We start from the raw sequence: 13,692 nt of genomic DNA on the forward strand, positions 1-13,692 counted from the left end.
CCATTCAATTTGTTTAAGGAGTTGCACTCATCCATGGAACAATTCAGATTACCCAAAATACCCATGCCGCCTGTTGCCTTGCCGCAATCCATTCAGGCCGTACTCGAAGAAGCGGAACAGAAGCTGGCTCACCGGCCGAAACTGCTTCAATTATTCAAAAACTGCTTCCCCAATACCATTGAAACAACAACGAAGTTGATGGAGGATGGCACTACTTTTGTCATCACAGGAGATATTCCAGCTTCCTGGCTGCGTGATTCCGTGGAGCAGGTAGTACACTACATTCCGTTTGCTAAGGAAGATGAGGACCTGCAGCGCATTATTGGCGGGCTGATCAAACGTCATATCCAGTATGTTCATATCGATCCATATGCCAATGCCTTTAATGAGACAGCGAATGACTGGCACTGGAATACCACGGACGAGACTGAGATGTCGCCTTGGGTATGGGAACGCAAGTTTGAGATCGACTCATTATGTTTCGTTGTACGGTTGGCCTATTTATATTGGAAGGAAACCGAGCTAACCGATATTTTCGATTCAAGCTTCAAGGCAGCGATGCGTAAAATCGTGGACCTGTTCAAAGTCGAACAGCATCACATGGAACAATCTCCATATCGCTTCACTCGCAATAACGGTATCCCAACAGATTCCCTCCGCAATCACGGAAAAGGTATGCCAGTCAACTACACGGGTATGATCTGGTCCGGTTTCCGTTCCAGTGATGATGCGTGTGATTTCCACTACAACATTCCAGGCAACATGTTCGCAGTTGTAGCTCTGCGCCAAATGCAGGAGTTTGCCGAGTGGGTGTTCCGGGATATGGAACTTTTGCAGGAATTAAAGGATCTGGAGCAGGACGTGGATCACGGTATTCAGTTGTACGGGATTTATCGTCATCCGGAATTTGGACCGATCTATGCGTACGAGACGGACGGTTATGGCAATCACTGTCTCATGGACGATGCGGGTACACCAGGACTGATGTCCATTCCATATCTGGGTTACGTCACAGCGGATGATCCGATCTACCAGAATACCCGCCGCTTCGCTCTGAGCAAAGAGAACCCATTCTATTATGAGGGCAAGGTTGCCAAAGGAATCGGTAGCCCGCACACACCACCAGATTATATCTGGCATATGGGCTTATCCATGCAGGGACTGACTGCGCAGTCTGCCGAGGAGAAACTGGAGATTATTCGCATGCTCGAAGCGACAGATGCGGATACAGGTTATATGCATGAAGGTTTCCACGCCGATGATCCGACGATTTTTACACGAAAATGGTTTGCATGGTCCAACAGCTTGTTCTCCCAGTTGGTCTACAGATCGATGAAGGATGGCCTGTTATGAGTACTCAACCTCGTGTAAAAAAGCTGATTATCTTCGCTGATCCTGCGTTTCCGATGGAAGGCTCTTTGCCAACTCCAATGGCTCTGAATGCATGGAAAGCAGTCGAAGAGATCACCGTTGTAAACGCCGAAGAACTCGCAGAGACTTTGAATGCCACGGCAGGTGAAGGATGTCTTGTAAATCTGCACGCACCTTATTTCCCCAAATCCGCTTGGACGGAGATTGCAGCTTATCTGCATCAGGGAGGGAGCCTGATCAGTGTTGGTGGTGCGCCTTTCAAACGTCCGGTTCGATATGAAAATGGGGCATGGCTTGTTGAGTCGGAGCAGACCGCTTACCATCAGGAACTATATATTCATGAGGCGTTGAACGTATCTTCTGCTGGCGTGCAATCCTACACTTCATCTGAATATATCCCGCTCCTTGCTGGTAAAGAGGGACTTTTCGAGATTTCAGATACATGGAATCTGGTCCCACATACGACCAAAACAAGTGATCTGCCTCACCAGATGGGTTCATCGGGCCCGATGAGTACGCAGATTTACCCATTACTTCATGGCATGAGTAAGGACGGACGCAGTGTCGCCGCTCCGGTTGTTCTGTGGGAAAACTCCCGCGGGACTTTCGTAGGTTCACGCTGGATGTTCGTGCATCTGCCGTTGACCACCACATTCTGGGAGCAGGATGGCGCTGCCGAGATTGTGAAGTGGGCGCAATTCTGTGCGCAAGGTGTAACCGAGTTATCCCTGAAAACGAATTATGCTTCGTATGAGCCAGATGAACGGGCTGTACTCACACTTCAAGGCCAGATTTTACAGCGAGCAGGCAACAGACTTACAGAGTCCGAACTGTGGACGTTTGATCTGAGCGTTGAGCGAGAGAACCGTACTAGCGGCATGACGGAGAAGGTATGGAACCATCGGCTGGAGATGGAACTTTCCGGTGAGCAGCAGTTCAAACGTATACTTCTCCCAATCTCCATTGAAAGTGGGCTATATCGGATCGTATGCCGTGCGCAGGCACCTGACGGGGAAGTTCGAATCTTGCGTCAAGGCTTCTGGGGACAGGATGCCGCATTGCTGGCAGAAGGGAAAGTGATTAGCCGCAGCAGGGACTATTTTGTAAAAGAAGGACGTCCTCTCCCTGTTGTGGGCATGACCTACATGACCTCCGATGTGGCACGGAAATTTCTGTTTTTGCCGAACGCGGATGTCTGGGATCGGGACATGGCTCAGATGGCGAAAGCAGGAATCAACTGGATTCGGACGGGAATCTGGACCGCCTATCGCAATATGATGCAGGTGGATGGTCATATGGCGGAGGATGTGCTCCGTGCCATTGATGCATTTATATTAACGGCGAAACGGCACGGCTTACAGGTCACGTTCACCTTCTTCTCCTTTACACCGGAGACATGGGAAGGAACGAATCCGTATTTGGACCCGCAGAGTGTCGAAGCTCAGAAGCGTTTCATCCGCAGCATCGTCAGTCGTCACACGCAGACAACCCATGTGGACTGGGATCTAATTAATGAGCCATCGATGTTCGATCCGGTACGTATCTTCTCAGCTGGCCCGCGCTCGGCGAGGGATTCGCATGAACAGCAGGCCTTTATCGATTGGCTTCAGCAGCGTCATGAGACGATTGAAGCGTTGCAGGAGGCATGGAACATGTCACCGAAGCAGCTCCCCAACTTTGCAGCCGCGGTCATCCCGGAGCCCGAAGAGATTAATTTTGATGTACAGGACATGCACAAGGCCAAAAAAGGAACGTGCTGGCTCGATTACTGTCTCTTCTCCATGGAGATGCACAATGTATGGGCTAGAGAGCTTGTAGGTACGATCAAGGATCTGGTTCCCGATCATCTGGTTACCGTGGGACAGGACGAAGCCCTTGGTGCACAGCGTCCTTCGCCGTTCTTCTATGAACGTGAAGTGGATTATACAACCGTGCATTCCTGGTGGTTGAACGATGATCTGATCTGGGACGGCATTTTCGCCAAAACCCCACACAAACCGAATCTCATTCAGGAGACGGGCATCATGTATGTGGAAACCCCGGATGGACGAGCCAAACGTACGGAAGAAGAGCTTCGTGGCATTCTCGAACGCAAGTACGCCTATGCTTTCTCGACAGGCGGCGCAGGAGCGGTGCAATGGATCTGGAACACCAACTTCTATATGGATAATGCCAATGAGTCTCATATCGGAGCCCTTCGTGCAGATGGTACGGAGAAACCGGAGGCGGATGTATCTTATGATTTTGGCCGATTCATGCATGGCATTCGTGATCTCTTTGAAGACCGTGAGCTGGAGGATATTGCAGTGGTGTTCCCGTATTCCAATGACTTCTCCAACCGTTCCCTGGCCTATGATGCCACAACGAAGCTTACTCGTGTGATGTCCTATGATCTAAAACTGCCATTCCGTGCGTTATCCGAATATCATCTGGAAGCACTGGAGCAGCAGCCACCGAAGCTGATTATCGTGCCGAGTCCACATAATATGGACAGCGATGCACTGCAACAATTGCTCAAGTTCGCGGAGAACGAAGGCACGAGCCTGCTCATTACCGGGCCACTGGGGCTAGATGCTTATTGGAAGACAACTGACCGGGCAGATCATATCGTAGGCAAACGCAGTCTGGGTAACGTGCAGCGGGAAGAATTGCTGAATATTAATGGCGTGAATCACCGGGTGACCTATGGACGGCGTCGTATCGCAGAGGTCGCGAAGGAGACGTTGCTTCATGGGGATAATGGTTCACCAGATGAAGTAACCGTTTCGCCTTTGGGCAAAGGGAAATTAATCTGGACTCCGCTGCCGCTCGAGTTAAATGGACGGGACGAGCCACTTGCTGAATTATATCGTTATGCAACCAAAATTTCGGGTATCGAACAGGAGTTCGAATGGATTTCTGGAGGGGATATCGCAGGGATCTACGGGCGGAAGCTGAGTTTTCCAAAAGGGAATCTGTATGTATTTGTATCGGAGTTTGCCTTGAACCATGAGGTTCACGTAAGAGATCAACGTACAGGTGTATCGTATGCGTTCCAACTGGAGAAAAATCGTTCGGTGTTATTTGCCACAGATGCTTCCGGAAAGCTGAATGGCGTGTATCGCCCGGATGAGGTTGAGATTATACAACAAGATGAAAGAGGTGGGATAACACGATGACCAAGACGAAGAGAGCACACATCATTTCACATACCCACTGGGATCGGGAATGGTATTTGCCTTATGAGAAACATCATATGCGGCTCATTCAGCTCGTCGATTCACTGTTGGATCAGCTTGATGAGGGATCGGACTACAAAAGCTTTTATTTGGATGGACAAACGATTATCATCGATGATTATCTTCAGGTTCGCCCGGAGCAGAAGGAACGGCTGGAGAAACATATCCGCAATGGGCGGATTGTGATTGGGCCATGGTACATTTTGCAGGATGCTTTTCTGACGAGCGGAGAAGCCAATGTGCGCAACATGCAGGTTGGACATAAGGATGCCAAACGTTACGGCACACCTTCGAAAATTGGTTACTTTCCAGATACATTCGGATTGGTCGGACAGACCCCGCAGCTGATGCAGCAATCGGGCATTGATAATGTGTTCTTTGGTCGTGGTGTGAAGCCGACAGGCTTCAATAATACGGTCTCGGATGCCGGATATGAATCAAGCTTCTCGGAACTGATGTGGGAAGGACCAGACGGTTCGAAAGTGCTCGGCGTATTGTTCGCCAACTGGTACTCCAACGGGAATGAAGTTCCGGTAGACGAGTCTTCGGCTCGCAAGTTCTGGGAGACCAAGCTTGCAGACGCGGAGAAATATGCATCAACGAATGAGCTGCTCTACATGAACGGATGTGACCACCAACCCATTCAGCGGGATCTGCCAGAAGCCATCCGTATGGCTGAGCAATTACATCCCGATATCGAGTTCATTCATTCTAACTTTCCCGATTATCTGGAAGCTTTGAGAGCATCGGCTGAACATGAGCTGTCCACGGTCAAAGGCGAACTGCGCAGCCAGCGTACCGATGGCTGGGGAACTCTGGTGAACACGGCCTCGGCTCGTGTGTATCTGAAACAGATGAACCAGCTGGGCCAGACCATGCTGGAAAAAGTGGCTGAACCACTGGCATCCTATGCCTATCTGCTTGGTCATGCTTATCCACATGATCAACTGACATATGCCTGGAAAACGTTGATGCAGAATCACCCGCATGACAGCATCTGTGGATGCAGTGTGGATGAGGTGCACCGCGAGATGGTGACACGGTTTGATAAGAGCCGTCATGTGGCAGAGGCACTGATTGAAGAGAGCACCAGCCAGATTGCTACAGCCGTCGATACCTCCATATTTGAGCGTTACGGCGAAGGTGCCCGGCCTGTTGTGGTCTTTAATACAACGGGTTGGGAACGAAGCGGTGTGGTTCAGATGGAACTGGACGCGGCTCGGTTGTATTTCCGGGATGGATATACATTGGAAGAGATGGCGGCGCAGATGAAAGCCGTTGACCTGTCAGATCGCATACTTGTAGATGAAGAGGGTAACCACATTCCATGTACGGTGGAAGATCTGGGTCTGCAATTTGGCTATGATCTGCCGGATGATCGTTTTCGCCAGCCGTATAGTTGTCGGCGAGTACGTATTCGTTTTGAGACAGAGCACGTAGCTGCATTGGGCCTGAAGACGTATGCTTTGGTGAACTCAGTGGATCATGCCAAGAGTGGCTCTCAACCGAAAACGACTACGCTGTTGCGTGATGAGCGCGGCATGGAGAATCAACATTTGATCGTCACGATTGCAGACAACGGTTCATTCACACTCACAGACAAACGAACAGGCAGGACTTACAAAAACCTAGGCGTGTACGAAAATGTGGGCGATATCGGCAATGAATACATGTTCAAACAGCCAGAGAATGAAGTAGCATTGACAACACAGGCGCTTCAGGCTGAAATTCGGGTCCTTGAGGATACACCATACTTGGCCTCGTTCGAGGTGATTCATCATTGGGAAATACCGGAGTCAGCGGATGAGATGCTGGATCAGGAACAGCGAGAACTGATATATTATCCACACCGTAAAGCCCAACGTTCAACTAAAATGATTCCGCTCCAGATCCGCACGATTGTATCCCTTAGTCGTAGTGGAAAAGGAGTGCAAATGAAAACAACCTTCAACAATCAGGCGAAGGATCATCGGGTGCGCGCCCTTTTCCCAACCGATCTTGTATCTGCTGTTCATCATGTGGATTCCATGTTTGAAATTGCAACGCGTGATAACAAGCCTGCACCGGAGTGGCAAAATCCAAGCAATACACAGCATCAACAGAGTTTTGTAGATGTGAGTGAAAGGGATGCAGGATTGGTCGTTGCCAATCTGGGCCTGAATGAATATGAAGTCCTTCAAGATGGGCGTAACACCATCGCCGTAACGCTGCTTCGTGCTGTGGGCGAACTCGGAGATTGGGGCTTGTTCCCGACACCGGAAGCACAATGTCTTGGTGAACATTCGTTTCAGATCGAGATCATTCCGCATGATGGAAATGCTGCATCGTCAGGTGCATATATCGAGGCCTATCAGTTCCAGGTTCCGTGGACGTTGGTACAAACTGAAGTACACACGGGTTATCTGACACCTAGTAACACACCGTTTGCATGGCAAGGGGACGGATTGGCGTTTTCTTCACTCAAGGTGAATGAAGATTCCGGTGATGTGATGCTTCGCTGGTACAATATGAACACCGAATCCGCCACGTTGAAGCTTGCTGCATCGCAAGCGAATCCACATCCATTTGAAACGGCATATAAGAGCAACATCCTGGAGGAAAAGGGAGAAATACTTCATTCCCACAGCATAGAAGAGGCGTCGACATTATCATTTGCCAGCAAGGAATGGAACATACAGACTGGTTCATGCGAAATCGTAACGGTTGGATTACGGCGCTAATAGAGGTTGTTCCAAAAGTCCGCTTTTGATTACGAATCATGCCTAGTGGCATCACTAGCATCGAAGTTGAAATTCAGCCGAAATAAGTAGACGCTTTCGAAGAATGTTTCCATCGGGAACATTTTAGTTGCTCATGTAGTACGCCCCGTGGTAGAAGAGTTACGCTATTTACCAGATGTATCGGTTGAGTTATTAGTTGTTTTTCTATAGAATGAACAGTAGAATTGCAAGTGATCGAAAGTTACCATCCCATCCTTGATGGTCACAGGTCGACTTCAATTGTTCATTCTATATTGAAACATTAAGGGGGCTTGAAGCCATGGAATCCTTGGGAGGACTGCTTCAGCAGCTGAACCCTGCCTTTCGTGAGCAATCGCGGCGGATTGCGGCGGATTTGATGGAAGATCCGTACGTACGCGAATTCCGCGCAGGTCATCCTGAACTGAAAGATGCACAGCTTATGACCGATCTGAGCAAGCTGTTTCAGTACGCCAAAGACTCAAAGAACTGTGCGAATTGTCCGGGACTCGACAACTGCCCTAACGATTTTCAGGGCCACTTTTGTAAACTGGAAGTAGAACATTTTAACGGTAAACCCGAAATCATAGATATAAAAGCACCTTGTTCCAAACATACTGCCCGGCAAAATGAACATGTGATCAAGCAACGAATTCGCAGTTTCTACGTGGACGAGCGTGCACTCAGTGCCGGATATAATGATGTGGAGATTATGGGCAAGGATCGCATGCGTGCTCCGGCAGTGAATCAGGTGCTTCGGTATATTAGGGAGACCAAGGAAAACGGATTGTCTCCACAAGGGCTGTTCCTCGAAGGAACTTTCGGGACAGGCAAGACGTTCCTGATGTGTTATCTGCTGCATGAACTGGCGGTTGCAGGCCATACGGGTGTCATTATCTATATGCCTGACTTTGTGGAGGATCTGAAATCCATGATTAGTGAAGGGCAGAAGCTGAAGGAAATGACGGATATTCTGAAAAGTTGTGATCTGCTCATCTTTGACGATATCGGTGCAGAGAACTTGAACCCATGGGTTCGGGACCATGTAATGGGGTCCATTCTGAACTATCGGATGAATCGCAAACCCACATTCTATACCTCCAATTACAATCTGGATGGGCTGGAAAAACACCTTAGCTTTACCAACCGGGACGGCGAGGAAATGAATAAAGGCCAGCGTCTAATGGACCGTATTCGTCCATTCGTGGATGTTATCTCCGTTCGAGGTGAGAATCAGCGCGGCAAACGTTAATGTTCATTTTATATGAATTTTGACTAAAGTAGTCCCAAAAAAAGCCTGGTTTTCGCATGGTTGCGAAAACCGGGCTTTTCTGGCCCTGCGTGAGCCTGAGCAATCCTATTCGGTGATGAATTTGAAAATCACCATACCGAAAAAGATCACTGTCATCAGGCCAGCCATGCCGGCAACACCCACGATCAGATCAAAAAGATCGTTGCGGGGTTCCTCGTTCACATGTTCACGCGGGTCGCTGATTCGCACATTTGCGTCCATGTTTATTGCCTCCTTATAGGGAATGACAGCTTGCCCGTGTGGGGGCTGAAACCCGGAGTAATTTTAGTATACTTGGAAAAGAAAGCGTTTGTAAAGATTTTGCAGTTGGCATGCCACATCCTTTAATTGTGAAGATTTGATGTTGGGAAGATGAACATTGTAGCGTTGAATTCACAAGTTTGACGTACCTGTGTTATACTGGAAGTGTCGTTCACGACGTTACAGGTTAAAATAAACCGTAAGTATATATAAGGAGGACAATTTCATGGCTATTGTTAACGTATCCGATCAATCCTTCAACGCTGAAGTAGAAGGCGAAGGAACGGTTCTTGTTGATTTCTGGGCGCCTTGGTGTGGTCCTTGTAAAATGCTCGCTCCAATCCTGGAAGAGCTGTCCACAGAAGTTGGCGATGCAGTGAAAATTGCTAAAGTTAATGTGGATGAAAATCCGGAATCTGCTTCCCGCTTTGGCGTAATGAGCATTCCAACATTGATCTTCTTCAAAGACGGTCAACCGGTAGATAAAGTGGTTGGTCTGAACTCGAAAGATGCGCTCAAAGGCATCATTGCAAAACACCAATAATTTACCAGGCTTACACATACGCCTCCGGTTTACATGCCGGGGGCGTTTTGCGTCGAATACCTTTCTATAGGACAATATAAAGTATACAATTTATATAAAATGAAACTGGAAATTTACATGTTTAACGAAGAAGACAGAAATGAGCTGTAGAAGCGAAGTGTTCGCCTAAAAGCTTTCTGAAAGAAAGCTTCATCGGAAGCATACGCTTATCCCCACATCTTCCCCTTCAAAAGGGAATCGAAAAAATCTGGGGATAACAGCGATCGAAAGATCATTCTGTCGTCGGAGTATCTCATGTAAGGTGAGGATTTCAGCTTTTTCGGGAAGGAGGATTCACCGAATTATGGATCAATTCATTAATGATTTGCAGGATCAGGAGAAGGCATTGGAGCAGATTCGCCACAAGCTCGCTTTGCTGCCAGACATGTCTGGTTGTTACCTGATGAAGAACAGTGAAGGCACCATTATCTATGTAGGTAAGGCTAAAGTTCTGAAGAACCGCGTACGCTCTTATTTTATTGGCAGTCATAACGGAAAGACCCAGCGTCTGGTGTCCGAAATCCGTGATTTCGAATATATCGTGACGGGCAGTAACATGGAAGCACTCATTCTGGAGTGTAACCTGATCAAAAAACATATGCCGCGATATAACGTATTGCTTAAGGATGACAAGACATTCCCGTATCTTAAAATTACGAATGAAAAGCACCCCCGGCTGGAAGTAACCCGGCGTGTGCTGAAAGATAAAGCCAAATACTTCGGACCTTATCCGAACTCGTATGCGGCACACCAAACAAAAAAATTGCTCGACCGCATGTATCCACTGCGCAAATGTGGTGTAATGCCCAAAGAAGTGTGCCTGTATTATCACATGGGACAATGTCTTGCCCCTTGTGTGAAGGAAGTGGAGAAGGAACAGTACGACCAGATTTCACAAGAGATTGGTTCATTTCTGAGCGGTGGTCACGAAGAGATTAAGAAGGATTTGCAGCGAAAGATGCAAGAGGCTGCGGAGGACCTTTATTTTGAACGTGCCAAGGAATTGCGCGATCAGGTGATCGCCATCGATGCGATGATGGAAAAACAGAAAATTACGATGGCTGATGCCAGAGACCGCGATGTGTTTGGTTTTGCCATTGATAAAGGCTGGATGTGTGTCCAGATTCTATATATGCGTCAGGGAAAAATGATCGAACGCCACGTCTCTACTTTCCCGTTTTACGGTGAAGCGTACAGTGACTTCATGTCCTACGTGACGCAGTATTACAGCGATAATCCGGCATTGCCTCAAGAGATTTTGTTGCCGGAAATGCCTAAAGACCTCGCAACAGATCGTGACAGTGAGGATTTGGGATCTGTTGCTGACGGAACAGTACCTGCCGCTGTTACAGCGGAGCTCGAACAGACGGGACAAGTGGAGCAAAGTACTGCTTCCCAGCCACTGGTTGCTGAGACTCGTGCAGCTTACGGAAGTTCCGTTGAGACAGAAGCTGAACAAAATGAGGGTGCGCTAGAGGACGCTTCCATAACGGATCCATCTGTATCAGCTGAGAAACTCTCTGCAGGGCTGGAAGACCCAACTCAGGTTGCTGCTGCATTACAGGAGTGGTTGGAGATCAAAGTGCTTATTCCGCAACGTGGATTGAAACGTCAGATGATCACCATGGCCGTGGATAACGCACGTGTGGCACTGGAAGAGAAGTTCCGCCTGATTGAGCGAAATGAAGAACGGACATCCAAAGCTGCGGAAGGACTGGGACGCTTTATTGGACTGGATCAGCTTCGCCGTATTGAAGCGTTTGATAACTCAAATATCCAGGGAACCAACCCGGTATCTGCCATGATCGTATTTACGGATGGTAAACCGGATAAGAAGGAATATCGGAAGTACAAGGTCCGTTCGGTCGAAGGACCGGATGATTATGAAACGATGAGAGAGGTCATCCGTCGCCGTTACGAGCGGGTATTGAAAGAAAACCTGACCCAGCCTGACCTGATTGTGGTCGACGGCGGTAAAGGACAGATTTCGGCTGCGGTTGATATTCTTGAAAATGAGTTGGGGCTGTTTATTCCGGTATGTGGTCTGGTGAAGGATGCGAAGCATAAGACTTCACAGTTGATGATCGGTAATCCACCGGAAGTCATCTCCCTGCCTCGGGATAGTCAGGAATTCTACCTGTTGCAGCGGATACAGGAAGAGGTCCACCGTTTTGCCATCTCGTTCCACCGTGAACAGCGTGGCAAATCGATGGTCACGTCACGTTTGGATGCCATTCCGGGTATCGGAGAGAAGCGGCGTAAGCTGCTGTTGAAGCATTTTGGCTCTTTGCGCAAAATAAAAGAGGCCAGCGTCGAAGACTTCCGGCCTCTATCTATTGGTGACAAACTGGCAAATCAGATTATTGCAGCACTTCGGGATGAGGAGTCGTAACATACGGCTTCTCTTTTTGTTTTGGATTGAATCTGTAGACTACATATCCAACGATGGCCGGGAGTACAATCCAGAAGAGTCCGGCAGCCATATTCAGGGCATCGCCCATAAAGATCAGGCTAAGTCCCATCAGCAAGCTATCGAAGATCACATGCGCGAATACAACGGCAATGAAGCCGTGACGCAGCATGATCAGGCTGAACAGTAATCCAATCACCACCAGCTCAATGGGACGGGTGATTACCGGGTAGATCGGATACAATGTGTGCCCAAGTGCCCAAATGATGGTTGGGATCAGACAGGCAATAAACGTGTTACGAACCATCTTCTGCATCATGCGAATGCCGAACAGCCGATAGACGGTTTCTTCACCAATACCGGCCATCCAGGCCATAATCGGGAAAAGCCAGGCATAGGTCATATTAAATGTAGATTGATCTGCTGACGTTGTTGACCATGTGCCGATGCTCCGCTCCAGTATGAAGAACAGGATGGATTGCACACCCAGCAGAATGAAGGCCCACAGGTAACCAGCAACCATGCTGTGAAGTACATATTTCCCGTATCCCGGTTCTTTGGCACGAGGCCATGGGTTCAGACCAATCTTCCGCCACATGCCGTCTCCGGCAACCAGGGATAGATAGATGGTTGCACTCATGACCAGTGTAATTCCCATCTGCATTAACATCAGGAACGCTAGCATGAAGCTCGAGAGTCCCTGTGCCTGAAAGAGTGGAATCATGTTCAACGTACCAATTACCGAAGCTGCGAAATACACCAGCGAGAGAATAATCCCGCGTTTGAAAGACGTATGTGCTCGAGTCAGAATGCTATAGATGATAGCGAGTACACCCAGAACAAAGGTCAGGAATGCATAGCCGCCATAAGTCATCCAGTTGGCTTGGCGCGTTTGAGCCTTCACATAATCGGTATGGGATTCAGGGACCGAGAAGCCAGGATCGAATGATCGTACCGCACCCTCTTCAAAAGTAAAGTTCAGTTCAAGCTTGGAGTCTCCAATGGCTTTTGCAGAATCCGTATACTTCAGTCCAGCTTCACCATCGCGAGTTTCCAGTTGAAGGGCCGGTACTTCATAACCGAATTCGGTCAGAACGCCAGCCGCGAGCTGTTGTTTCTCGTCCAGAGATATATTACCTTCAGCAAGTACTTGCGATGTGGTCACTCGTCCACTGACCTGCTCCGCTTCAATGGCGGTATAGAGCGAAGAAGGCAGTTCTCGTTTGAAACCGACGACTTTTCCTGTTTTCATATGTACGTCAACATTAAGATAACCGCCTTTGTGCTGATCGGGCAAACGAACGCGGTATACATCGTAAGGATAAGTTGTTTCCCACTTCTGATTATACGTATCGAGTTGTTTGGTCTTGGCCATATACCCGTAGATATCGGAATGTGTCTGGTAGGTCACCAGGGTGTTTCCGGCATCATTTGGCAGTGTATAGTCATCCACAGAAGCTGCGAAAGATCGTGCGGATTGCGTCGCCTGCTCCTTGGTTATGAAAGATGTGGACGAAATTTCAGTTGTTTGCGAAGAGGTAGCAGGAAAGATCTGAAATACAAAAAATAGAATCAGGCCGATCGCCGCAAGCAACCCCAGACGCTTGAAGTTAGCCTTGAGTAGCAAAGGCTGCCCTAAGGGATTCATGTAATGGTGTTCCTCCTTTATTAATATGGATATTAAAGTAAACATAGCACAGGCCAAGCACCGAATGCCAATCATGTAACGAAAACAGGTGTAAATCCTTGAAAATGAATGAAAAGGACCGAAAGAATCTGATCCATCCGTCGCCATATCTGAGTTTTTCCCTTTTTGGCTG

At 48.4% G+C, this 13,692-nt stretch carries 8 protein-coding genes; 6 read left to right on the top strand and 2 right to left on the bottom strand.

The window, feature by feature from the left end:
* The first annotated feature begins 33 nt into the window (after nt 1-33).
* The 4 genes from AC4G47_RS04775 to dnaI all read left to right on the top strand — a co-directional run bounded on the left by AC4G47_RS04775 (nt 34) and on the right by dnaI (nt 8,579).
* Nucleotides 34-1,353, top strand: coding sequence for a glycoside hydrolase family 125 protein (locus AC4G47_RS04775; RefSeq protein WP_076329001.1), 1,320 nt, complete (start codon nt 34-36; stop codon nt 1,351-1,353).
* Complete coding sequence (locus AC4G47_RS04780) at nt 1,350-4,529, top strand: beta-galactosidase (RefSeq protein ID WP_491104991.1); 3,180 nt, start codon at nt 1,350-1,352, stop codon at nt 4,527-4,529. Before AC4G47_RS04775 ends, AC4G47_RS04780 begins: the two co-directional genes overlap by 4 nt.
* Complete coding sequence (locus AC4G47_RS04785; protein WP_491104993.1) at nt 4,526-7,309, top strand: alpha-mannosidase; 2,784 nt, start codon at nt 4,526-4,528, stop codon at nt 7,307-7,309. Before AC4G47_RS04780 ends, AC4G47_RS04785 begins: the two co-directional genes overlap by 4 nt.
* Before the next feature lie 319 nt (nt 7,310-7,628).
* Entirely contained in the window at nt 7,629-8,579 is a 951-nt protein-coding gene (gene dnaI / locus AC4G47_RS04790) for a primosomal protein DnaI (RefSeq protein ID WP_336764650.1), read from the top strand.
* A gap of 105 nt (nt 8,580-8,684) precedes the next feature.
* On the opposite strand, the gene AC4G47_RS04795 is transcribed toward dnaI, so the two are convergent.
* Nucleotides 8,685-8,840 (bottom strand): YqzM family protein, encoded by a 156-nt coding sequence (locus tag AC4G47_RS04795; protein ID WP_091037832.1) that lies wholly within the window; start codon nt 8,838-8,840, stop codon nt 8,685-8,687.
* Nucleotides 8,841-9,105: 265 nt separating this feature from the next.
* Between AC4G47_RS04795 and trxA the strand changes: the two genes are divergently transcribed.
* Nucleotides 9,106-9,423, top strand: coding sequence for a thioredoxin (gene trxA / locus AC4G47_RS04800; protein ID WP_017692451.1), 318 nt, complete (start codon nt 9,106-9,108; stop codon nt 9,421-9,423).
* Between the two features lie 343 nt (nt 9,424-9,766).
* Nucleotides 9,767-11,854 (top strand): excinuclease ABC subunit UvrC, encoded by a 2,088-nt coding sequence (uvrC, locus tag AC4G47_RS04805; protein WP_491104997.1) that lies wholly within the window; start codon nt 9,767-9,769, stop codon nt 11,852-11,854.
* On the opposite strand, the gene AC4G47_RS04810 is transcribed toward uvrC, so the two are convergent.
* Nucleotides 11,823-13,520: a CPBP family intramembrane glutamic endopeptidase gene (locus AC4G47_RS04810; protein WP_458123965.1), complete on the bottom strand. Its 1,698-nt coding sequence runs from the start codon at nt 13,518-13,520 to the stop codon at nt 11,823-11,825. The two genes, uvrC and AC4G47_RS04810, sit on opposite strands and share 32 nt — an antisense overlap.
* Nucleotides 13,521-13,692 lie beyond the last annotated feature (172 nt).

Source organism: Paenibacillus sp. Negev47, assembly GCF_058313655.1.